A 22,074-nucleotide genomic window follows, 5' to 3' on the forward strand; every position below is an offset into this window, starting at 1 on the left:
CCCTCCTACTCTAGCCTCCGGAAACCACCGTCTCCGTCCCGAGGGAACCCGACACATGGCCGACCAGCAGCTGACCGCCGCCCTCCGCGAGCCCGAGCGCGCCGAGACGATCCTCCGGGTCTTCGAGGAGTCCTTCGGCACCCTGCTGGCCCGGGATCCGGCCGCCTTCCGGGTGAAGTTCCGGAAGATGGCCGCCTCCGCCTTCGCCTTCTACCGGGGCACCGCCGGCCTCTACTACGCCGACCTCACCACCGCCCCCTACGACGGGTACGGCGCCACCCACCTGGACGAGCGCACCAGCCGGGTCTGGATCCACGGCGACCTGCACGCCGAGAACTTCGGCACCTACCTCAACGCCGAGGGCCGGCTGGTCTTCAACGTCAACGACTTCGACGAGGCCTACGTCGGCGCCTTCACCTGGGACGTCCAGCGGCTCGCCGCCTCGCTCGCCCTGATCGGCTACGCCAAGGCGCTCTCCGACGACACCATCACCGAGCTGGTCACCGTCTTCGCCGCCGCCTACCGCCGCGAGATCGCCCACCTCGCCCACGGGGGCCGCGCCGCCGCCTTCACCCTCGACACCGCGCAGGGCCCGATCCTCGACACCCTGCGCCGGGCCCGTCTGCAGACCCGGGTCGCCCTGCTGGAGGCCGACACCGTGGTCGACGGCTACGAGCGCCGCTTCCGCACCGGCGGCGGGGCCGTCGAGCTGGACGAGCCCACCAAGGCCGAGGTGCTCACCGCCTTCCAGGACTACCTCTCCACCCTGCCGCCCGCCTCCCGCACCCGCCCCGACTCGCTGCGGGTCAAGGACGTCGTCGGCCGCCGCGGGATCGGCATCGGCAGCGCCGGGCTGCCCTCGTACAACCTGCTGCTGGAGGGCCACACCGACGCGCTGGAGAACGACGTCGTCATCTACATGAAGCAGGGCCAGACCCCGGCCGTCTCCCGGCACGTCACCGACCCCGCCATCGCCGGCTACTTCCAGCACGAGGGCCACCGCACGGTCATCTCCCAGCGCGCCCTCCAGGACCACAGCGACCCGTGGCTCGGCCACACCACGCTGCACGGCCGCGGCCAGCTCGTCGCCGAGGTCTCCCCGTACGCCACCGACCTCGACTGGACCGACCTCAACGAGCCCGCCGACCTGCGCTCGGTGATCGACCACCTCGGCCGCGCCACCGCCGTCATGCACGCCGCCGCCGACGAGTCCTCCAGCGGCCACAGCCTGGTGCCGTTCTCCACCGAGCACGCCATCGACGAGGCGATCGCCCGCGACGAGGCGGGCTTCACCCGGACGCTGGTCGACTTCGCGCACGCCTACGGGGCCCGTGCCCGGCAGGACCACCAGATCTTCGTGGACCTCTTCCGCAACGGGCGCATCCCCGGCCTGTGAGCCGGCCCGCCCGCGCACCTCAGCGGGTGGGGGCCGCCGCCGACCGCTCGCCGGCGGCGGCCCGCACCGCGGGGTCCTCCAGCGGGTCGTCCCGCAGGTACGCCAGCCGCTCCCGTACCTCCGGGGTGTCCGGCGCCCGCCGCACGGCCAGCATCCGGGAGGGCGCCTCGCAGTCCCACAGGCACTCGGTGTACACCTCGCCGAGCCCGGCCGGGCCGACGGCCGCCAGCGCCTCCAGGTAGGCCGCCCGCTCGGACGAGTGCGGCGTCCACAGCCAGAACCGGCGCAGCAGCGACACCGCACCCGCCGCCCCGGCCCCGTGGCGCGCCAGCTCGCGGGCCGGCCCGTCCGGCCCGCACCACTCCTGCGCCACCCAGCAGCGCTCCAGCTCCGCGACCAGCCGCCCGACGCCGTCCGGCTCGTCGCCCGGGGTGCCGGCCGGGGTGCCGACCGCATCACGGCGCACCGCGGGCACCGGGTGCACCGGCGTCCGGCGGGAGCGCCGCCCCGCCTCCCCGGCCGGGTGCTCACCGCTCCCGGCGACCCCGTCCAGCGCCCGGCGGGCCTCCTGCGCCGGCCCGTCGCCGCCGAGCGCCAGCAGCCCCAGGACGGCCGCGGCCCGCCGCCGCGGCCCCTCACCGGCCGCCAGCAGCTCCGCCACCGGGCCGAGCGGCAGCGCGAGGTCCCGGAGCAGCCGCGCCAGGTACAGCGCCCGGTGGTCCACCCGCTCGTCCCAGCGCCACTCCCAGCGGATGCAGCCGCACACCAGCTCGGCCGCGGCCGGCTCCTCGGCCGCCATCCGCGCGCCCAGCCCCCGTCCGCGCTGCAGCAGGCCCGGCAGGCTGCCCGCCGGCGCGTGGTCCCACGTCCGCTCCACCATGCCGCCATCCTCCCGCACGGCCCGCACGGCTCTCCCGGCTCCCCCGGCTCCCCCGGCTCCCCCGGCTCCCCCAGTAGGACAGCACCTGGCCGCCTTCGGCACTACCGTCGGCCTTCCGAGATCCCGTCCGCGCGGAGGTGCCCCCCCGATGACCGAGCTGCCACGCCTCACCTGGGCGCAGGTCTGCGCCCGCCGGCTCGCCCGGCACAGGCTGGCCGCCCCCGCCGCGTTCGCCGCACCAGCCGAGGTGGCCGGCGCGATCTGCGGGGCGCACGCCCAGGTGATGTCCGCGGCCGAGCTGTCCCTCGCACTGCGGACGGCGACCGGCACCCGGGAGGACGTCCGCGCGGCGCTCCGGGACGGCAGTCTGGTGAAGACCTTCGGCCCGCGCGGCACCGTGCACCTGCTCCCCGCCGCCGGTCTTGCCCTGTGGACCGGCGCGCTGGGCGCCGTGCCGACCGCCCGCGGGGCGGTGCCCGAGCGGATGCGGATGACCGGGGAGCAGACCGAGCAGGTGATCGCCGCGATCGACGCGGCCCTGACCGCGGCCGGCACCCCGCTGACCGCCGAGGAGCTGGGCGAGCAGGTGGTCGCCGCGACCGGCCCGTGGGCGGGCGACCCGGTGATGCCCGCCTTCCAGGGCATGTGGCCGCGCTGGCGCCAGGCCCTCCCGCTCGCCGCGGCCCGGGGCGCCCTCTGCTTCGGCCCGGACCGGGCCCGCCGGGCCACCTACACCGCCCCGCGGCTGCTGGTCCCGGGCTTCGCCCCCGCCGACCCCGACCCGGCCTGCGCCGCCCTGCTGCGCCGCTACCTGCACGCCTACGGCCCGGCCACCCCCGAGCACGTCGCCCGCTGGCTGGCCGCCCCCGCCGTTTGGGCCCGGCAGCTCTTCGAGCGCTGCGCCGACGACCTCCGGCAGGTCGACCTCGACGGGACCCCGGCCTGGGTGAACGCCGGCGACGAGCTCCCGGAGCCGCCGGCCGGGGGCGGCCCGACCGGGGTCCGCCTGCTGCCCTACTTCGACGCGTACACCGTCGGCTGCCACCCCCGTGAGCTGCTGTTCCCCGGGTCGGCCGCCGACCGGGCGCTCTCCCGCGGCCAGGCCGGCAACTTCCCGGTGCTGCTGGTCGACGGCACGGTGGCCGGGGTCTGGCACCACCGGCGGGCGGGCCGCCGGCTGGAGGTCACCGTGGAGCCGCTGGCCCGCCTGAGCCGGGCCCGGCAGCACGAGCTGGCCGACCAGGCCACCCGGGTCGGCGAAGTGCTGCAGGCCCGGCCGGAGCTGACGATCGGCAGGGTCGCGGTCGGGCCGCACGCCTGAGCCCCTTCCCGCCGTCCGGGGGCGGCCGCCGGACGGCGCGTCAGCCGTCCAGCTCCGCCAGGAACTCCAGCGCCAGCGTCCAGGTCAGCTCGGCCGCCTCCCGGTCGTAGTCGGCGAGGTCCGGGTCGGTGTACACGTGCCCGGCCCCCCGGTAGCGGTGGACCTCGACGTCGGCCCCGGCCTTGCGCATGTTCAGGTACCAGGCGTTCAGCCAGTCCTCGGACTCGAACGGGTCCGGGTCGGCGATGTGCAGCTGGACGGCGATCGAGGTGGCCGCGTCCTCGCGCAGGTCCGAGGTGCCGTGCAGGAGCAGCAGGCCGCGGGCGTGCTCGTCGGCGAGGGCGAGGTTCTGGGCGAGCGCCGCCCCGAGCGAGAGTCCGGCGTAGACCAGCGGGCTGCCGGGGGTGAGCAGCGGGGCCGCCGCGGCGACCGCGCGGCGGAGCAGTTCGTCCGAGCCGAGCTCCTCCTTGTACGCCATGCCCTCCTCGACGTCGTCGAAGGTCCGCCCGTCGAACAGGTCGGGGGTGTGGACGGTGTGGCCGGCCGCGCGCAGCCGGTCGGCGGCGGCGTGCACCCCCGGGCGCAGGCCGTACACGGAGTGGAGGAGGAGGATCTGGGCCACGGGGGTCCCTTCGGAGCGGCGGACGGTCGGTCAACCCCCCATCCTCCCCCACCGGACCGACAACGCCCGCTCGCACCCGTCCGCTCCCCGTCCTGCGCGCCGCCGCAACGCCGCAGGTCGGCCCGGTGGAGGGCGCCCCGGTCCCGATCCCCGCCGGAAGGCGGGGGTAACGCCTCGACGAACAGTCAGTTCAACGTACACAGCACCCCCTTACCGACCGGTAGCCTGTCCGCCGTGACTGATCTTGTCGATGACATGACCGATTCCCCGGCCGCCGTCCCGGCCGGCCCCGCCCGCCGCCAGGTGCTGAAGGCCACCGCGATAGCCGCCGGTGCCGCCGCCCTCCCGCTCACCCTCGCCGGACCGGCCGCCGCCGCTGCCGGATCGGCCCCGCAGTTCCTCCACGGCGTCGCCTCCGGCGACCCGCTGCCCGACGGCATCCTGCTCTGGACCCGGGTGACCCCCACCCCGGAGGCCGTCCCCGGCTCCGGCGCCGGCCCCGACACCGAGGTGCTCTGGCAGCTCGCCACCGACAAGGGCTTCGCCGACGTGGTCGCCTCCGGCACGGTCACCGCGACCGCCGCCACCGACCACACCGTCAAGGCCGACGTCCGCGGCCTGGCCCCGGACACCTCGTACTGGTACCGCTTCACCGCGGGCGCGACCACCTCGCCGGTCGCCCGGACCCGCACCACCCCGGCCACCGACGCCGCCGTCGACCGGCTGCGCTTCGGCGTGGCCTCCTGCGCCAACTGGGAGGCCGGCTGGTTCTCCGCCTACCGCCACCTGGCGGCCCGCGGCGACCTGGACGCCCTGCTCTTCCTGGGCGACTACATCTACGAGTACAAGACCGGCGAGTACTGCGCCCGCGGCTCGGTCGTGCGCCCGCACGCCCCGGCCCACGAGATCACCACCCTCGCCGACTACCGGATCCGGCACGGCCGGTACAAGACGGACGAGGACCTGCAGACCCTGCACGCCCAGCTCCCGGTGATCGCCGTCTGGGACGACCACGAGTTCGCCGACGACGCCTGGTCCGGCGGCGCCGGCAACCACACCCCCGGCACCGAGGGCGACTGGGCCGCCCGGATGGCCGCCGCCAAGCAGGCCTACTTCGAGTGGATGCCGGTCCGCCCGTCGATCGCCGGCACCACCTTCCGCCGCCTGCGCTACGGCAAGCTGGCCGACCTGCACCTGCTCGACCTGCGCTCGTTCCGCTCGCAGCAGGTCAAGACCGGCAACGGGGACGTCGACTCGGCGGACCGCACCCTCACCGGCCGGGCCCAGCTCGACTGGCTGAAGGCCGGACTGTCGGCCTCCGACACCACCTGGAAGCTGATCGGCAACGAGGTGATGATCTCCCCGGTCGCCCTCTTCTCGCTGCCCGGCTACCTGCTGCGCCCGCTGTCCAAGATGCTCGGCCTGCCCGAGGAGGGCCTGGCCGTCAACACCGACCAGTGGGACGGCTACACCAAGGACCGCCGCGAGATCCTCGGCCACCTCAAGTCGCAGGGCATCCGCAACACCGTCTTCCTGACCGGCGACATCCACTCGGCCTGGGCCGCAGAGGTGCCGGAGGAGGCCGCCACCTACCCGCTCTCCGACAGCCTGGCGACCGAGTTCGTGGTCACCTCGGTGACCTCCGACAACATCGACGACATCCTCAAGGTCGCGCCGCAGACGGTGTCGCTGGCCGCCACCGCCGCCCTGCGGACCGCCAACCCGCACATCAAGTGGATCGACCTGGACTCGCACGGCTACGGCGTCCTGGACATCACCCCGGCCCGGACCCAGATGGACTACTACGTCATCTCCGACCGCACCCGAAAGGACGCCACCAGCAAGTGGGCCCGCTCGTACCGGACCAAGTCCGGCACGCAGCAGATCGAGCGGGCCGACGCCCCGGTGAAGTAGGCCCGCGGAGTAGGCCCGGCCCGGCCCGCCGGGCCCGCCCTCAGGACACCACGTCCTTGCGGGCGAACCCCCGGAAGGCCAGCGCCAGCAGCACCACGGCGTAGGAGAAGGACAGCGAGACGCCCTGCAGCATGCCGCCCCACTCGGGCTGCGGCTGCAGGGCGTCCGCCCAGGAGTACTGCCAGTGCGCGGGCAGCCAGGCGCGCAGGTCGCCGAGCGCGGTGACGGCGTCCAGCACCCCGGTGACGATCGAGGCGAACACCGCCCCGCCGACGGCTCCGAGCGGCGCGTCGGTCGCCGTGGAGAGCCAGAACGCCAGCGCCGCGATCACCAGCTGGCTCAGGAAGACGAACGCCACCGCGACCGCCAGCCGGGGCAGCGCCTCGCCGGCCGGCAGGGTCGCCCCGGCCGGCAGCTTGAGGTCGCCCCAGCCGTACGCGACGGTGCCCACCACCAGGCCGACGGCCGGCAGCAGCACGATCGCCGCCGCCGAGAAGGCCAGCCCGACCGCGAACTTGCGGGCCAGCAGCCGGGCCCGGGGCACCGGCGCGGCCAGCAGGTAGCGCAGCGAGGACCAGCTCGCCTCGGAGGCCACGGTGTCCCCGCAGAACAGCGCGACCGGGATCACCAGCAGGAAGCCGGTCCCCATGAAGAGCATGGTGGTGGCGAAGTTCAGCCCGGAGGCGGTGGCCAGCTCGATGAAGCTGGTCCGGCCCTCCCGCCCGGGGCTGCCGCCGATCTGGAACGCCGCCAGGATGAGGAACGGCAGGGCGGCCAGCGCCCCGCCGACCACCAGGGTGCGTCGGCGCTTCAGTTGGCGCACCGCCTCGATCCGCAGCGGCAGCGTCCGCCCGGGCGCGTAGCCCGCGGCGTGGTCGGGCGACAGCACGGCACTCACGCCGGACCTCCGATCAGTGACAGGAACGCGTCCTCCAGCCGGCGGTGCGGCCCGGCCTGCCGGACCGGCACGCCCAGGCGCACCAGTTCGGCGATCAGCCGGTCCGCCGCCAGCCCGTCGAGCCGCACCAGCAGCCCGCCGTCCACGGCCTCCGCCGACCCGACGCCGGGCAGCCCGGCCGCCTTGTCCGCCGCGGCGGCCAGCTCCTCGGCGCCGTACGAGTCGGCCGTGCCGACGAACAGCAGGTCGCCCGCACCGACGATCTCGGCCACCGCGCCGGTGGTGACCAGCCGGCCGCGGTCCATCACCACCAGGTCGGTGCAGCTCTGCTCGACCTCGGAGAGCAGGTGGCTGGAGACGATGACGGTCCGTCCGGCGGCCGCGTACCGGATCATCACCTCGCGCATCTCGCGGATCTGCGGCGGGTCGAGCCCGTTGGTCGGCTCGTCCAGGATCAGCAGGTCCGGCATCCCCAGCATGGCCTGGGCGATCGCCAGCCGCTGGCGCATGCCCTGCGAGTAGGTGCGCACCGCGCGGTCCAGCGCCTCGCCGAGGTCGGCGATCGCGAGCGCCTCGTCCAGGTGCGAGTCCTCCGCGGGGCGGCCGGTGGCCTGCCAGTACAGCTGCAGGTTGGCCCGGCCGGTCAGGTGCGGCAGGAAGCCCGCGCCCTCGACGAAGGCGCCGACCCGGGAGAGCACCGGCGCACCCGCCCGCACCGCGTGCCCGAAGATCCGGATCTCCCCGGCGTCCGGCCGGATCAGGCCCATCAGCATCCGCAGCGTGGTGGTCTTGCCGGCGCCGTTGGGCCCGAGCAGGCCGAGCACCTGCCCGCGCTCCACCCGGAAGCCCAGCTCCCGGACGGCGTACCGGTCGGCGGCGCCCCGGTAGCGCTTGCTCAGCCCGGTGATCTGCAGCGGCACCTCGGCGAGCGCCGGGTCGAAGGCCGGTCCGCGCACCCGCCGCCGGCGGCCGGCCAGCAGCAGGCCGGCCGCCACCGCGAGGCCCAGCAGCGGCAGCAGCCACGTCCGGGCGGGCAGCGGCGCGGCCTCGGTGACCAGGGCGTCCACGGTCGGCAGGGTCACCGGTCCGGCCACCGCCACCGTGTAGTCGGCGGGCTCGGCCGGCGAGGCGTACCCGAGGTCGGTGCTCGCCAGCACCAGGCGCAGCCGGTGCCCGGCCGGGAAGGTGTGGTCGACCGCGGGCAGCGCCACGGTGACGGTCCGCCCCTCGGGGCCGTCCGCGCCGGTCACCCGCAGCGGGGCGACCAGCTGCTGCGGCAGGCTCTGCTTGCCGTCCGGCCCGAGGTCGTAGAGCTTGGCGAAGAGCACCGCGTCCGGCCGGTCGGCGCGGACCCTGACGGCCACCGAGGGCTGCCCGGTGAGGTGCAGCGGGGTGTCCAGCGGCGCGGAGTCGAAGCCCGCGTACTGGCCGGGGAAGTCCATCGAGAGGCCCACGCCGAGCGAGGACGCCTGGCTGAGCGCGCCGCCGATGCCGGGCAGTGCCGAGATGTTGGGCGGGGCCCCGCCGGGCGGGTTGGCGAAGGACTGCTCGGCGCCGGCCAGCTCGACCGTACGGCTGCCGGTGCCGCCGAGCCCGGGGTAGGCGTCGGCGGAGGCGCCGCGCAGCACGGCCTGGAAGCCGGTGGAGTCCAGCCCGCCGGTGCGGGTGACCCGGAACGCCGGTCCGGTGTCGGCGCCGCCGTGCTTCAGGTACCGGTCGAACCAGCCGGTGATCCGGGCGTCGACCCGCTCGCTGGTGTCGGTGCCGCCGTCGTGCCCGCCGGCGAACCAGTCCACCGCGACCGGCGCGCCGTTGGCCGCCACCGCGCGGGCGATGGCGTCGCCGTGGTCGAGCGGGAAGAGCGAGTCCTGCTGCCCCTGGACGACCAGGGTCGGCGTCTTCAGCCGCCCGGCCACCGAGGACGGGCTGGAGCGCTCCAGCAGAGCGAGCGCCTCCGGGTCGGCGTGCCCGTTGGTGGCGACCCGGTCGTACATCGCGCAGAGGCTCGCCAGGAAGCGCCCGCAGCCGACCGGCTCGTCCGGCCGGCGCTCCTTCGCGGGCCCGCCGGCGGGGGCGGCCAGGTCGCCGGCCGAGCCGGTGGTGAAGAAGATCCCGGCCCACAGCTTCTTGAACACCCCGTCGGCGGCGCCCGAGTCGCGCACCCCCTGCGGGAACAGCGCGTCGGCCAGGTTCCACCAGGTCACCTGGGTGGCCACCGCGTCGATCCGGGGGTCGTGGGCGGAGCCGAGCAGCGCCGCACCGCCCCCGTACGAGGCGCCGGTGATCCCGACCCGCGGGTCGCCGGCCGCGTCGAGCCGCACCTCGGGCCGCTGCGCCAGCCAGTCGACCAGCCGGCGGACGTCGGCGATCTCCCGGTCGGGGTCGTTGAGGCCGATCCGCCCGCCGGAGTCGCCGAAGCCGCGCGCCGACCAGGTCAGCACCGCGTAGCCGGCCCGGGCCAGCTGCCGGGCGCGGTCGCGCTCGCCCTGCTTGCTGCCGCCGAAGCCGTGGCCGAGCAGGACCGCCGGGCGCGGGCTGCTGCCCGTCGTGAAGAAGGACGTGTCGAGCTGGATCGTCCGCTCGCCGCCGGGCTCTTCCGGCATGGCGAGGAACCGGTCCTCCTGCCGGACGGCCGCCTCGTCGCCGCCGGCCACGGCCACCGCTGCCCCGCCGCCCAGCACCACCGCCAGCGCCACGGCGCCGGCGAGCAGTCGGCGGCCGGGAGGTGTCGTGCGCAGGCGGCGCCATACCCCACCGAGATTCATGGATAGTGATCGTATCCGCGGCCCCGGTAGGACTCCGATAAAGGCGTCCCGCAGCCCCTCGCACTCCGGCCGCCGGACGCCCCGCCCCGACAGCCGGACGCCCTCCCCCGCAGCCGTGCGGGGGAGGGCGTCAAGGGCCCCAGGGCGTGTCCGGCGATCCCTACAGCGCCCGGGTCATCGTCCGGTGCGGGATCCCGGCGTCCTGGTAGACCGGACCCTGCGCGGTGTAGCCGAGCCGCTCGTAGAAGCCCAGCGCCTGCACCTGGGCGTGCAGCTCCAGCTCGGTTCCGCCGTGCTCGCGCCCGGCCCGCTCCAGGGCCCGGACCAGCGCCGCGCCGAGCCCGGTGCCGCGGGCGGCCCGCACCACGGCGAGCCGGCCGAGCAGCACCCGGCCCTCGGTGCCGGTCAGCTTCAGCGCCTCGGCGCCGTGGATCAGCCGCCCGGTGCCGAGCGGGCTGCCGTCCGCGGCGAGCGCCAGGACGTGCACCGAGGTGGCGTCCAGCTCGTCGTACTCCAGCTCCTCGGGGACGTCCTGCTCGACCACGAAGACCTCGTGCCGGACGCGGCGCACCCGGGCGAGGTCCTCCTCGCTCTCCGCGACCCGCAGCACCGGCTCCATCAGCTCTCCGCCGCGATGGTGTCCAGCGCGTTCTGCAGGTCCGCCGGGTACTCGCTCTCGAACTGCACCCAGCCGCCGTCCGCCGGGTGCTCGAAGGCGAGCGAGACGGCGTGCAGCCACTGCCGGGTCAGGCCGAGGCGCTTGGCGAGGGTCGGGTCGGCGCCGTAGGTGAGGTCGCCGACGCAGGGGTGGCGCAGCGCGGACATGTGCACCCGGATCTGGTGGGTGCGGCCGGTCTCCAGCTTGATGTCGAGCAGCGAGGCCGCCCGGTACGCCTCGATCAGGTCGTAGTGGGTGATGGAGGCCTTGCCGTCGCGGGTGACCGCCCACTTCCAGTCCGAGCTGGGGTGGCGGCCGATCGGTGCGTCGACGGTGCCGCTCATCGGGTCGGGGTGGCCCTGCACCAGCGTGTGGTACTTCTTCTCGGTCACCCGGTCGTGGAACTGGCGCTTGAGGTCGGTGTAGGCGCGCTCCGACTTGGCGACCACCATCAGCCCGGAGGTGCCGACGTCGAGCCGGTGCACGATGCCCTGGCGCTCGGCGGCCCCCGAGGTGGAGATCCGGTACCCGGCGGCGGCGAGGCCGCCGATCACGGTCGGTCCGGTCCAGCCGGGGCTGGGGTGGGCGGCGACGCCGATCGGCTTGTCGACGAGCACGATGTCCGCGTCGTCGTGGACGATGCGCATGCCTTCGACGTGCTCGGCGACGATCCGCACGGGGGCGGCGGGGGCCGGGATCTCGACCTCGAGCCAGGATCCTGCGGTCACCCGGTCCGACTTGCCGGCCACGGCTCCGTCGAGCGTCACCTTGCCGTCGGCGGCCAGCTCGGCGGCCTTGGTCCGGGAGAAGCCGAACATCCGGGCCAGGGCGGCGTCGAGGCGCTCGCCCTCCAGGCCGTCGGGTACGGGGAGGCTTCGGATCTGCGCTGCGGTACTCACCCGTACGAGTATGCCGGACGGCGGGAGCCGCCCGGACCGGGTGCGCCCGGGGCTACTCCCCCTTGGCCGCGGGCTGGTGGACGGTGCCGTCCGGGTTGCTGCCCTTGAAGGAGAGCAGGACGACCAGGATGCCGCCGCAGACGATCGCCGAGTCGGCGAGGTTGAAGACCGCGAAGTGCTGGACGGAGATGAAGTCCACCACGTGCCCGCGGAAGACGCCGGGCGAGCGGAACAGCCGGTCGGCGAGGTTGCCGAGCGCCCCGCCGAGCAGCAGGCCGAGCGCGACCGCCCAGGGCAGGCTGTAGAGCTTCCGCGCGATCCGCCAGATCACCACGATGACCGCCGAGGCGATCATGGTGAACACCACGGTCAGCGCCTGGCCCATGCCGAAGGCGGCGCCGGAGTTGCGGATGACCTGGAAGGTCATCACGTCGCCGATCACCTTGATGGTCGGCTCGTTCTCCAGCCGGGCGACCACCAGCAGCTTGCTGCCGAGGTCGATCACGAAGGCGAGCAGTGCCACCACCAGGAGCACGCCGATCCGCCGGTGCCCGCGGTCAGGCTCGGCGGGCTGCGCCGCGGCGGGCCGCTGGTCCGCCGGGCCGGCCCCGGGGCCCGCGACGGCCTCGGCCGCCCGCTCGGCGTCACCGGGCTGCGGCGCTTCGGCCACGGCAACCTCCACGACGTCCGTGCCGGTCGGGACGGCGTCGTCCCTGGTCTGGGGGGAACCTGGCGTACTGATGATCCGCTCCGCTGCCGATGGAGGTCCCCCCGACCGGGCGTGCGGGGGAGGGTGGCCGATGCTACGGGGTCGAGCGTACGGCAAGCCCGACCCCATCCGTCGCCCCGGTCAGCGGCGTTCCTGCTTGGCCTTGCACTGGACGCAGAGCGTCGCCCGGGGGAACGCCTGCATCCGGGCCTTGCCGATGGCCTGGCCGCAGGACTCGCAGATGCCGAAGCCGACGCCCTCCAGGCGGGCCAGGGCGCGCTCGGCCTGGGCGAGGCTGTCGCGGGCGTTGTTGGCGAGCGCGAGCTCGCTCTCCCGGGAGATGTTCTTCGTACCGGCGTCCACCTGGTCGTCGCCGGCTCCGTCGTTGGAGTCGCGCATCAGGCCGGTGATGGCCGCCTCGGCGGCCCCGATCTCGGCCTGCAGCCGCTCCAGCTCGCTGATCAGCTCGGCGTGCAGCTCGTGCACCTCCTCCGAGGTCCACGGGTCCTCGCCCGGGCGGACCGGCAGTTCGGCCGGGTCGACCGACTCGGCGCCGCCGCTCGGCCGCGGGTCCCCGACGACGGTCGACCGGGTTCGGCCGCCCGCCGCGGAGTGCGCGGAGTCGGTGGTGGTCTTGTGCCGTGCGGTAGTGGTCACGGTCCCCTCCCCTGAATCGCCTGCCACGGCGTTGCGTGTCCGCTTGGTGGCGGTACCCGCGCCGGTTGCCTTCTGAGCCATGGCTTCGACCCCATCTACGAACGAATCGAGCCGCCGGTTCCCGGCGGCCTCCAGTGCCGGAACGATAATCCCCATCAAATCCGGTCACAACATGACATACCGGCGCCTCGCCCTGATCCCACCCGGCCAGCCGTCCCAACCGCCCGGGCCGCACGCCGAACAGAGTTGTGCCCCGTAAACCCCCCGCTAACCACGCGGTTCGCGGCGGACGAATCGATTTGCACCGGCCGATACACTGGGCCTGCAAGGCGCAGATGGGACGAGTACCGCAGTACGCAGCCACCAGCGACCCGGGGACGGTGCGAGCCCGGGGGTGTGCGCGGCGGGAAGATCACCCCGGAGCCGCCGGAAGAACGGCCGTACGGCCCACTAGACCCGGCAGCAAGCCCAAACAAGAGGGCCGCGGCAGTGTCCGCGCGGCCAAGGAGGGTGGTACCGCGGGGCGGCATGCCGTCTCGTCCCTCCGGAGGATCCAGTCCACGTCCGCCGGAGGTTCGAAACCCGCGATGAGCACCTACAACTCCGTCCCCGCGCAGGTCGACCTGCCCGCGCTGGAGCACCAGATCCTGTCCTTCTGGCAGGACAACAAGGTCTTCCGCCGCAGCCTGGAGCAGTCCGAGGGCCGCCCCGAGTGGGTCTTCTACGAGGGACCGCCGACCGCCAACGGCATGCCCGGCGCCCACCACATCGAGGCCCGCGTCTTCAAGGACGTGTTCCCGCGCTACCGGACGATGAAGGGCTACCACGTCGCCCGCAAGGCCGGCTGGGACTGCCACGGCCTCCCGGTCGAGCTGGCCGTCGAGAAGGAGCTCGGCTTCGCCGGCAAGCAGGACATCGAGGCGTACGGCATCGCCGAGTTCAACGCCAGGTGCCGCGAGTCGGTGACCCGGCACACCGACGAGTTCGCCAAGCTCACCGAGCGGATGGGCTACTGGGTCGACCTCGACGAGGCGTACCGCACGATGGACCCCTCCTACATCCAGTCCGTCTGGTGGTCGCTGAAGCAGATCTTCGACAAGGGCCTGCTGGTCCAGGACCACCGGGTCGCCCCCTGGTGCCCGCGCTGCGGCACCGGCCTGTCCGACCACGAGCTGGCCCAGGGCTACGAGACCGTCGTCGACCCCTCGGTCTACGTCCGCTTCCCGCTGACCTCCGGCCCGCTGGCCGGCGAGGCCGCGCTGCTGGTCTGGACGACCACCCCGTGGACCCTGGTCTCCAACACCGCCGCCGCCGTGCACCCGGACGTCACCTACGTGGTGGCCACCGACGGCAGCGAGAAGCTGGTCGTCGCCGAGCCGCTGGTCGGCAAGGCGCTCGGCGAGGGCTGGGAGACCACCGGGCAGTCGTTCACCGGCGCCCAGATGGAGCGCTGGGCGTACCGCCGCCCCTTCGACCTGGTCGAGATCGAGAACGCGCACTACGTCCTCAACGCCGACTACGTCACCACCGAGGACGGCACCGGCATCGTCCACCAGTCGCCCGCCTTCGGCGCGGACGACCTCGCGACCTGCCGCAAGTACGACCTCCCGGTGGTCAACCCGGTGCTGGCCGACGGCACCTTCTCCCCCGAGGTCCCGCTGGTAGGCGGCCAGTTCTTCAAGAAGGCCGACGAGGCGCTGGTCAAGGACCTCCAGGCCCGCGACCTGCTCTTCCGCCACCTCCCGTACGAGCACAGCTACCCGCACTGCTGGCGCTGCCACACCGCGCTGCTCTACTACGCGCAGCCGTCCTGGTACATCCGGACCACCGCCGTCAAGGACGCGCTGATCCGCGAGAACGAGGCGACCAACTGGTACCCCGAGACGGTCAAGCACGGCCGCTTCGGCGACTGGCTCAACAACAACATCGACTGGGCGCTCAGCCGCAACCGCTACTGGGGCACCCCGCTGCCGATCTGGCGCTGCGAGGAGGGCCACCTCACCTGCGTCGGCTCGCTGGACGAGCTGAGCGGGCTCACCGGCACCGACCAGAGCGAGCTGGACCCGCACCGCCCGTTCATCGACGACGTCACCTTCGCCTGCCGCGAGTGCTCCGGCACCGCCACCCGCGTGCCGGAGGTCATCGACGCCTGGTACGACTCGGGCTCCATGCCCTTCGCCCAGTACGGCTACCCGTACCGCAACAAGGAGCTGTTCGAGAAGCGCTACCCGGCGCAGTTCATCTCCGAGGCGATCGACCAGACCCGCGGCTGGTTCTACACGCTGATGGCGGTCGGCACGCTGGTCTTCGACAAGAGCTCGTACGAGAACGTCGTCTGCCTGGGCCACATCCTGGCCGAGGACGGCCGCAAGATGTCCAAGCACCTGGGCAACATCCTGCAGCCGATCCCGCTGATGGACCAGCACGGCGCCGACGCCGTCCGCTGGTTCATGGCCGCCGGCGGCTCGCCCTGGTCGGCCCGCCGGGTCGGCCACGGCACCATCCAGGAGGTGGTCCGCAAGACCCTCCTCACCTACTGGAACACCGTCGCCTTCCAGGCCCTGTACGCCCGCACCACCGGCTGGGCCCCGTCCGCGGCCGACCCGGCCCCGGCCGACCGCCCGCAGCTGGACCGCTGGGTGCTCTCCGAGCTGAACACCCTGGTCCGGGAGACCGACGCGGCCCTGGAGGCGTACGACACCCAGCGGGCCGGCAAGCTGCTGTCCGCCTTCGTCGACGACCTCTCCAACTGGTACGTCCGCCGCGGCCGTCGCCGCTTCTGGCAGGGCGACGCCGCCGCACTCGCCACCCTGCACGAGGCGCTGGAGACCGTCACCCGGCTGATGGCCCCGCTCACCCCGTTCATCACCGAGCGGGTCTGGCAGGACCTGGTCGTCCCGGTCACCCCGGACGCCCCGGCCTCGGTGCACCTCGCCACCTGGCCCGAGGCGGACGAGGCGCTGATCGACACCGACCTCTCCCGCCACATGGCGCTGGTCCGCCGCCTGGTCGAGCTGGGCCGCGCCACCCGGGCCGAGTCCGGGGTGAAGACCCGTCAGCCGCTCTCCCGCGCGCTGATCGCCGCCCAGGGCTGGGAGGAGCTGCCCGCCGACCTGCGTGCGCAGATCGCCGAGGAGCTCAACGTCTCCACCCTGGAGTCGCTCGCCGAGGTCGGCGGCTCGCTGGTCGACACCAGCGCCAAGGCCAACTTCCGGGCGCTCGGCAAGCGTTTCGGCAAGGGCGTGCAGGACGTCGCCAAGGCGGTCGCCGCCACCGACGCCGCCCGGCTCGCGGCCGAGCTGCGCGCCGACGGCAGCACCTCGGTGGAGCTGAACGGCGAGACCGTCGGCCTCTCCCCCGACGAGGTGATCATCACCGAGACCCCGCGCGAGGGCTGGGCGGTCGCCAACGAGTCCGGGGCCACCGTCGCCCTGGACCTGGCCATCACCCCCGAGCTCAAGCGGCTGGGCATCGCCCGTGACGCGATCCGCCAGATCCAGGAGGCCCGCAAGAACTCCGGCCTGGACGTCGCCGACCGGATCGTGCTCCGCTGGCGGGCCACCAGCGAGGAGACCGCCGAGGCGATCGCCGAGCACGGCCCGCTGGTCGCCGAGGAGGTGCTGGCCACCGACTTCGCGGCCGGCGCCGCCGACTGGCAGTCCGACACCTTCTCGGACGACGCGCTCGGCCTGGCCTTCCAGCTCCGCAAGGCCTGACCGGTCCACCCGAGCCGCCGGCGCCCCCACCCGGGGTGCCGGCGGCTCCGCCGTTCCCGCCCCCGGTCCGGCGGACCCGCGGACCGGCGCACCGGAGGACCCGCCGCAGGACCGCGCCGCAGGACCGGCGGACAGCACGAGGGCGCCCCCGCGACGACCGTGGTCATCGGCGGGGGCGCCCTCGACGTGCGTCCTGCTTAGTTGTCGCCGTCCTCGTCGATCAGGAACCCGCGCATCGGCGCCGGAGCCTGCTGCATCGGCTGCGGGGGCTGCGGCCGGACGGCCGCCATCGGCTGGGTCATCCCGGCCGGGGCCATCTGCGGGGCGCCGGAGCCGCCCGCCGACGGTCCGCCGAAGCTCGGCGCACCGTTGCCGCCGCCGAACGAGCTCTGCCCGCCGAACGAGGGCTGGTTGCCGCCGAAGGACGGCTGGTTGCCACCGAAGCTCGGAGCACCGCTGCCCATGGCCGACGCACCGGCCGGAGCCATCGACGACGCGGCCGGCGGCAGCGACGCGGTGGCCGGGATGCGCGGCGGGGCGAGCGAGTCGTCCGCCTGCGACTCCAGCTGGCGCAGCTGGGTCTCCAGGTACGACTTCAGACGCGTCCGGTACTCGCGCTCGAACGCCCGGAGGTCTTCGACCTTGCGCTCCAGCGTGGCCCGGGCGGACTCCAGCGAGCCCATGGCGACGCGGTGCTTCTCCTGGGCGTCCCGCTCCAGCGCGTCGGCCTTGGCGCGGGCGTCGCGCTCCAGGCCCTCGGCGCGGCTGCGCGCCTCGCCGACGATCTTGTTGGCCTCGGAGCGGGCCTCGGAGATCGCCTGGTCGGCGGTCTGCTGAGCGAGCGCCAGGACGCGGGCTGCGCTGTCGCCACCGGGGTTCTGCTGCGGCTGCTGCTGCTGCATCGGGCCGCCGAGCGGGCCGCCCATCTGCTGCGGGCCGCCCATGGGGCCGCCCATCTGCTGCATCTGCTGCTGGCCCATGCCCTGGCCCATGGCCTGGCCCATGGGGTTGCCCATCTGCTGGGGGCCGCCGGGGCCACCCATCGGCTGGAGCATCTGACCGCCCATCGGCTGGACCAGCTGCTGCTGGCCGCCCATGGTCTGGTTCATCTGCTGCTGCGGGCCGCCCATCGGGCCGCCCTGGCCGGCCGGGAGCTGCGGGGCACCGGACGGCAGGCCGAGCGGCTGGTTGCCCATCTGCTGCTGCTGACCGCCGGGGCCGCCCATCTGCTGCGGGCCGGGGCCCTGCTGACCGGGGACCGGCGGGCCGGATATGGCGGCGGGCACGGGAGCGCCGGGCCGCGCGTCCTGCGGCGGCTCCTTGCGCATGTTGGCCTGGTTCTGCGCAGCGGCGCGGGTCGCCGCGGCCAGCTTGGCGCGCAGGTCCTCGTTCTCGCGCAGCAGTCGGGTCAGCTCCGCTTCGACCTCGTCGAGGAAGGCATCGACCTCGTCCTCGTCATAGCCTTCGCGCAGGCGGACGGTCGTGAACTGCTTGTTCCGAACGTCCTCGGGGGTCAATGGCATCTCTTCACCTCAACGTGATCGTCGGCACACCGGCATCCTGTCGCATCGCTCACCTACGACTAGGGCCGCACAAGCGAGATCAGGACATACACAATGATCATCAGTACGAAGAAGGACAGGTCGAGCGCCACGCCCCCGAGACGCAACGGCGGAATGAACCGCCGAAGAAGCTTGAGCGGCGGATCCGTGACAGTGTACGTGGCCTCCAGCACCACAACCATGGCCTTGCCGGGCCGCCACGAACGCGCGAACTGGAAGACCCAGTCCATGACCAGTCGCACGAGCAGGAACACCAGGAAGACGGTCAGCGCGTAGTAGAGCACCGCCCACACGATCTCCATCGCGCTTCCCTCTCCCCGGCCCTCGGGCCATCAAGCCTTCGCCTGTCGCTACACACTGTCGATCGGATCCACACGTAAAGTCGTGGACGGGTCAGCTCTGGTTGAAGAACCCACCCTCGGCGATCCGAGCCTTGTCCTCCGCCGTGACATCGACGTTAGCAGGCGACAGCAGGAACACCTTCTGCGTCACGCGCTCGATACTGCCGTGCAGACCGAAGACCAGTCCAGCGGCGAAGTCTACGAGCCGCTTGGCATCGGTGTCGTCCATCTCGGTCAGATTCATGATCACCGGGGTCCCGCCACGGAACTGTTCCCCGATGGTGCGGGCCTCGTTGTAGGTCCTCGGGTGCAGCGTGGTGATGCGGTAGGGCTCTCGTTCGTTCACTACCTTGGGCATGATCACCGGGGCGCTCTTCTCCAGGTTGTGGCGGCGTTCGGGTGTGATGGACGACACTGGGGCCATCCGCGGGGACTCCTGCCGGATCGGCACCGCGGCCGGCACCGGCTGCGGGGTGATCGGGGCGACCGGCGCGGGCGCCGGGGAGGCGGGACGCGGGATGTCCTCGGTACGCCCGGTACGGATCGGCTCGGGGTCCGCGTCGTAGTCGTCGTCGGGGTCGTACCCCTGGCCGTCGTACGTCTCGTCCTCCACGAGGCCGAGGTAGACCGCCATCTTGCGCATTGCGCCGGCCATGCTCCTGTCTCCTCCGCTGTGGTGGACCGGCTCCGACCCGGCGGCCGGACCGTTCGGTCCCGCCTGCGGATTCCGCGGTCCGCCCGCGACGGCCCGTCAGGCCGACGGCCGGTCAGGAATCGTGGGTGGGGCCCGCGGAACTGCGATCCACGGTTTCGCTAGCGCTCTGAAAAGCTGCTAGGTTATGTCCTATTTTGTCCTGCAGTCTGATCTACTACCCGGTGACGTTACCTGAGGGGTGACCGCACTCCGAGTACCGCCGTTCCGACGCGCACATGTGTCGCTCCGGCGGCCACGGCCTGCTCCAGATCACCGCTCATCCCTGCCGAAACCATGGTGGCAGCCGGATGGGCCGCCCGTACGGCGGTTGCGATTTCCGCCAGCCGCTCGAAGGCCAGGACCGGGTCGCCGGCCAGCGGGCCGGCGAGCGGAGCGACCGTCATCACACCGTCCAGCCGCAGCCCGGGCGTGTCGGCGATGGCGTCGGCCAGCGCCCCGACGTCCTCGGGGGCCACTCCGGCGCGGTGCTCGCCCTCGCCGTGCTCCTTGTCCAGCGCGACCTGCACCAGGCAGCCCAGCTCCGGGCGCTCCGCCTTGAGCACGGCCGCCGAGAGCGACTCCACCAGCCGCAGCCGGTCCACCGAGTGCACGTGGTTCGCGTACCGGACGACCGAGCGGACCTTGTTGGTCTGCAGCTGGCCGACGAAGTGCCAGTCGAGCGGAAGGTTTCTGCAGCGCTCCGCCTTGGGGCCGGCGTCCTGGTCGCGGTTCTCCGCGACGTCCGTGACGCCCAGCCCGGCGAGCAGCGCGGTGTCCTCGGCCGGGTAGGTCTTGGTGACGACCACGAGCCTGACCTCGTCCCGGGCCCGCCCGGCGGCGGCGCAGGCGTCGGCGATCCGGCGCTCCACCACGTCGAGGTTGGTGCCGAGCTCCTCGTAGCGGGCCCGCTGGGCCTCCGTCAGCGCGGAGAGGAATTCCGGTCCACCCGGGAACGGTCCGTAGATGTCGTTCGTCATGAGAGTTCAGAGCCCAACCAGACGTAGCTCGCGAGTCGGCCCGTGCGCTGCTCGCGGCGATAGGAGAAGTGATCGGCGGATTCGAGGGTGCAGACCGATGATCGCACCAACTCGGTGACTCCCGCAGCGGCCAGTTGCGCCGCCACTCCCGCCGCCACGTCCAGCGCCGGAGTGCCCCACGAGGTCTCGGCGTACGCGGCCGGCACCACCGCGGCGACCTCCTCGCGCAGCGCGACCGGCACCTCGTAGCACCGTCCGCAGACCGCGGGGCCGGTGTACGCGGTGATCCGCCCGGGCTCGGCGCCCAGACCGGCCATCGCCCGGACCACCGCGGGCACCACCCCGGCCGCGAGCCCGGGACGGCCCGCATGGGCCGCGCCGACCACACCCGCCACCGGGTCGGCCAGCAGGACCGGGGTGCAGTCGGCGGTGAGCACCGCCAGCGCGAGCGGCCGGTCGGTGACCACGGCGTCGACGGTCGGCGCGGTGCCGTCCGGCTGGCGCCCCGTCACCACCGCCACGTCGGCGCCGTGCACCTGGTTCATCCAGACCACGTCGGCCGGGTCCAGCCCCAGCGAGCGGGCCGCGAGCGCCCGGTTCTCCCGGACGGCGGCCGGGTCGTCCCCGACCGCTCCGCCGAGGTTGAGCTCCCCGTACGGCGAAGTGCTCACCCCGCCCCACCGGTCGGTGAAGGCGAAGTGAGCACCATGGCGAACTGCGTGATCCCTCACTGGAGACAGTGCCTACTTCAAGAAGTCGGGGACGTCGAGCTCCTCGGCGGGGCTCTCCACGTAGGGCTGGCGAGCCGGCTGTACCTGCGGCGGCACCGGGGCGGTCGTCGCCGCCGGGGTCTCGGCCGCCCGCGGGACCGCGGAGGACTCGCCCTCGGAGCGGGTCACCGAGCCGATGCTGCCGTACGACGGGCGGCCGACCGGGCGCTCGGGCGCCGCGGCCGGAGCGGCGGCCGGGGCCGGGGTCGACTTGACCACCGGGTCGCGCACGATGGCCGGCGGCTGACCGCCGTCGAAGCCGGCGGCGATCACGGTGACCCGGACCTCGTCGCCGAGCGCGTCGTCGATGACCGCACCGAAGATGATGTTGGCCTCGGGGTGCGCCGCCTCGCTGACCAGCTGGGCCGACTCGTTGATCTCGAACAGGCCGAGGTCGGAGCCGCCGGAGATGGAGAGCAGCACGCCGCGGGCGCCATCGATGGACGCCTCCAGCAGCGGCGAGGAGATCGCCATCACGGCCGCGGCCTTGGCGCGGTCCTCGCCGCGGGCCGAGCCGATGCCCATGAGCGCGGAGCCAGCCTCCGACATGACCGACTTCACGTCGGCGAAGTCGAGGTTGATCAGACCCGGGGTGGTGATCAGGTCGGTGATGCCCTGGACGCCGGAGAGCAGCACCTGGTCGGCCGAGCGGAACGCGTCCAGCACGCTGACCTGGCGGTCCGAGATGGACAGCAGCCGGTCGTTGGGGATGACGATGAGGGTGTCGACCTCTTCGCGCAGGCTGGCGATGCCGTCCTCGGCCTGGTTCGCGCGGCGGCGGCCCTCGAAGGTGAAGGGGCGGGTGACCACGCCGATGGTGAGGGCGCCCAGCGAGCGGGCGATGTTGGCGACGACCGGCGCGCCGCCCGTGCCGGTGCCACCGCCCTCGCCGGCGGTCACGAAGACCATGTCGGCCCCCTTGAGGACCTCCTCGATCTCCTCGCGGTGGTCCTCGGCGGCCTTCCGGCCGACCTCGGGGTTGGCGCCGGCGCCGAGGCCCCGGGTGAGTTCACGGCCCACATCGAGCTTGACGTCGGCGTCGCTCATCAGGAGGGCCTGCGCATCGGTGTTGATCGCGATGAACTCGACGCCCTTGAGACCGACCTCGATCATCCGGTTGATGGCGTTGACACCACCGCCGCCGATACCGACGACCTTGATGACTGCGAGGTAGTTCTGCGGTGCTGCCACGTCGAAGGCCTCTCGCCTCGAATTTCCGGGTCGGCCCGCCGCCCGGTGGGGCTTCAGTACCGACGGATGTCGATGGGTGGGGAGCCTGGTTCCTGACTGAATGT

The 22,074-nt window shown here is 73.6% G+C and carries 18 protein-coding genes; 4 read left to right on the forward strand and 14 right to left on the reverse strand.

Annotation, left to right across the window (positions count from 1 at the left end; all coding sequences use genetic code 11):
* Window positions 1-55: 55 nt before the first annotated feature.
* Entirely contained in the window at window positions 56-1,396 is a 1,341-nt protein-coding gene (locus ACWGB8_RS05065; protein WP_452210365.1) for a DUF2252 domain-containing protein, read from the forward strand.
* Between the two features lie 19 nt (window positions 1,397-1,415).
* Here ACWGB8_RS05065 and ACWGB8_RS05070 read toward each other — a convergent pair whose 3' ends face one another.
* The gene (locus ACWGB8_RS05070; RefSeq protein WP_452210367.1) at window positions 1,416-2,276 is read right to left on the reverse strand and encodes a hypothetical protein; all 861 of its coding nucleotides are present in this window, start codon (window positions 2,274-2,276) and stop codon (window positions 1,416-1,418) included.
* Window positions 2,277-2,424: 148 nt separating this feature from the next.
* Here ACWGB8_RS05070 and ACWGB8_RS05075 point away from each other — a divergent pair, with 148 nt between their 5' ends.
* Complete coding sequence (locus tag ACWGB8_RS05075) at window positions 2,425-3,597, forward strand: winged helix DNA-binding domain-containing protein (RefSeq protein ID WP_452210369.1); 1,173 nt, start codon at window positions 2,425-2,427, stop codon at window positions 3,595-3,597.
* A gap of 40 nt (window positions 3,598-3,637) precedes the next feature.
* On the opposite strand, the gene ACWGB8_RS05080 is transcribed toward ACWGB8_RS05075, so the two are convergent.
* On the reverse strand, window positions 3,638-4,219 hold the full coding sequence (locus tag ACWGB8_RS05080) for a dienelactone hydrolase family protein (RefSeq protein WP_452210371.1): 582 nt from the start codon (window positions 4,217-4,219) through the stop codon (window positions 3,638-3,640).
* Between the two features lie 255 nt (window positions 4,220-4,474).
* Between ACWGB8_RS05080 and ACWGB8_RS05085 the strand changes: the two genes are divergently transcribed.
* Window positions 4,475-6,133: an alkaline phosphatase D family protein gene (locus ACWGB8_RS05085; RefSeq protein WP_452210428.1), complete on the forward strand. Its 1,659-nt coding sequence runs from the start codon at window positions 4,475-4,477 to the stop codon at window positions 6,131-6,133.
* A gap of 40 nt (window positions 6,134-6,173) precedes the next feature.
* On the opposite strand, the gene ACWGB8_RS05090 is transcribed toward ACWGB8_RS05085, so the two are convergent.
* The 6 genes from ACWGB8_RS05090 to ACWGB8_RS05115 all read right to left on the reverse strand — a co-directional run bounded on the left by ACWGB8_RS05090 (window position 6,174) and on the right by ACWGB8_RS05115 (window position 12,719).
* Window positions 6,174-7,031: an ABC transporter permease gene (locus ACWGB8_RS05090; RefSeq protein ID WP_452210373.1), complete on the reverse strand. Its 858-nt coding sequence runs from the start codon at window positions 7,029-7,031 to the stop codon at window positions 6,174-6,176.
* Window positions 7,028-9,796: an alpha/beta fold hydrolase gene (locus ACWGB8_RS05095; RefSeq protein ID WP_452210375.1), complete on the reverse strand. Its 2,769-nt coding sequence runs from the start codon at window positions 9,794-9,796 to the stop codon at window positions 7,028-7,030. Before ACWGB8_RS05095 ends, ACWGB8_RS05090 begins: the two co-directional genes overlap by 4 nt.
* Window positions 9,797-9,956: 160 nt before the next feature.
* On the reverse strand, window positions 9,957-10,415 hold the full coding sequence (locus ACWGB8_RS05100) for a GNAT family N-acetyltransferase (protein ID WP_452210377.1): 459 nt from the start codon (window positions 10,413-10,415) through the stop codon (window positions 9,957-9,959).
* Window positions 10,415-11,353 carry an RluA family pseudouridine synthase gene (locus tag ACWGB8_RS05105; RefSeq protein ID WP_452210379.1) on the reverse strand — a complete coding sequence of 313 codons (939 nt, stop codon included), beginning with the start codon at window positions 11,351-11,353 and terminating at the stop codon, window positions 10,415-10,417. Before ACWGB8_RS05105 ends, ACWGB8_RS05100 begins: the two co-directional genes overlap by 1 nt.
* Window positions 11,354-11,405: 52 nt before the next feature.
* Window positions 11,406-12,023 carry a signal peptidase II gene (gene lspA / locus ACWGB8_RS05110; protein ID WP_452210380.1) on the reverse strand — a complete coding sequence of 206 codons (618 nt, stop codon included), beginning with the start codon at window positions 12,021-12,023 and terminating at the stop codon, window positions 11,406-11,408.
* A 180-nt stretch (window positions 12,024-12,203) separates the two neighbouring features.
* Window positions 12,204-12,719 carry a TraR/DksA family transcriptional regulator gene (locus ACWGB8_RS05115; protein WP_452210382.1) on the reverse strand — a complete coding sequence of 172 codons (516 nt, stop codon included), beginning with the start codon at window positions 12,717-12,719 and terminating at the stop codon, window positions 12,204-12,206.
* A gap of 587 nt (window positions 12,720-13,306) precedes the next feature.
* On the opposite strand from ACWGB8_RS05115, the gene ileS reads away from it, so the two are divergent.
* Complete coding sequence (gene ileS, locus ACWGB8_RS05120) at window positions 13,307-16,435, forward strand: isoleucine--tRNA ligase (protein ID WP_452210384.1); 3,129 nt, start codon at window positions 13,307-13,309, stop codon at window positions 16,433-16,435.
* Window positions 16,436-16,632: 197 nt separating this feature from the next.
* Here the strand turns inward: ileS and ACWGB8_RS05125 are convergent, their stop codons facing one another.
* From ACWGB8_RS05125 to ftsZ, 6 genes are all read right to left on the reverse strand, one after another.
* Complete coding sequence (locus ACWGB8_RS05125) at window positions 16,633-17,958, reverse strand: DivIVA domain-containing protein (RefSeq protein ID WP_452210386.1); 1,326 nt, start codon at window positions 17,956-17,958, stop codon at window positions 16,633-16,635.
* Between the two features lie 59 nt (window positions 17,959-18,017).
* Window positions 18,018-18,299: a YggT family protein gene (locus tag ACWGB8_RS05130; RefSeq protein ID WP_452210388.1), complete on the reverse strand. Its 282-nt coding sequence runs from the start codon at window positions 18,297-18,299 to the stop codon at window positions 18,018-18,020.
* Window positions 18,300-18,390: 91 nt separating this feature from the next.
* Window positions 18,391-18,993 carry a cell division protein SepF gene (locus ACWGB8_RS05135; RefSeq protein WP_452210390.1) on the reverse strand — a complete coding sequence of 201 codons (603 nt, stop codon included), beginning with the start codon at window positions 18,991-18,993 and terminating at the stop codon, window positions 18,391-18,393.
* Between the two features lie 227 nt (window positions 18,994-19,220).
* Window positions 19,221-20,009 (reverse strand): YggS family pyridoxal phosphate-dependent enzyme, encoded by a 789-nt coding sequence (locus ACWGB8_RS05140; RefSeq protein WP_452210392.1) that lies wholly within the window; start codon window positions 20,007-20,009, stop codon window positions 19,221-19,223.
* Window positions 20,006-20,740, reverse strand: coding sequence for a peptidoglycan editing factor PgeF (pgeF, locus tag ACWGB8_RS05145; RefSeq protein ID WP_452210393.1), 735 nt, complete (start codon window positions 20,738-20,740; stop codon window positions 20,006-20,008). Before pgeF ends, ACWGB8_RS05140 begins: the two co-directional genes overlap by 4 nt.
* Before the next feature lie 12 nt (window positions 20,741-20,752).
* Window positions 20,753-21,970, reverse strand: a complete 1,218-nt coding sequence (gene ftsZ, locus ACWGB8_RS05150; RefSeq protein ID WP_452210395.1) for a cell division protein FtsZ — start codon at window positions 21,968-21,970, stop codon at window positions 20,753-20,755.
* Window positions 21,971-22,074: the final 104 nt, after the last annotated feature.

The organism is Kitasatospora sp. NPDC054939 (assembly GCF_053610105.1).

Coding starts and splice junctions, on each gene's coding strand:
- ACWGB8_RS05065 (WP_452210365.1), top strand. CDS start 56: ATGGCCGACCAGCAGCTGACCGCCGCCCTCCGCGAGCCCGAGCGCGCC.
- ACWGB8_RS05070 (WP_452210367.1), bottom strand. CDS start 2,276: ATGGTGGAGCGGACGTGGGACCACGCGCCGGCGGGCAGCCTGCCGGGC.
- ACWGB8_RS05075 (WP_452210369.1), top strand. CDS start 2,425: ATGACCGAGCTGCCACGCCTCACCTGGGCGCAGGTCTGCGCCCGCCGG.
- ACWGB8_RS05085 (WP_452210428.1), top strand. CDS start 4,475: ATGACCGATTCCCCGGCCGCCGTCCCGGCCGGCCCCGCCCGCCGCCAG.
- ACWGB8_RS05095 (WP_452210375.1), bottom strand. CDS start 9,796: ATGAATCTCGGTGGGGTATGGCGCCGCCTGCGCACGACACCTCCCGGC.
- ACWGB8_RS05100 (WP_452210377.1), bottom strand. CDS start 10,415: ATGGAGCCGGTGCTGCGGGTCGCGGAGAGCGAGGAGGACCTCGCCCGG.
- ileS (WP_452210384.1), top strand. CDS start 13,307: ATGAGCACCTACAACTCCGTCCCCGCGCAGGTCGACCTGCCCGCGCTG.
- ACWGB8_RS05125 (WP_452210386.1), bottom strand. CDS start 17,958: ATGCCATTGACCCCCGAGGACGTTCGGAACAAGCAGTTCACGACCGTC.
- ACWGB8_RS05130 (WP_452210388.1), bottom strand. CDS start 18,299: ATGGAGATCGTGTGGGCGGTGCTCTACTACGCGCTGACCGTCTTCCTG.
- ACWGB8_RS05135 (WP_452210390.1), bottom strand. CDS start 18,993: ATGGCCGGCGCAATGCGCAAGATGGCGGTCTACCTCGGCCTCGTGGAG.
- ACWGB8_RS05140 (WP_452210392.1), bottom strand. CDS start 20,009: ATGACGAACGACATCTACGGACCGTTCCCGGGTGGACCGGAATTCCTC.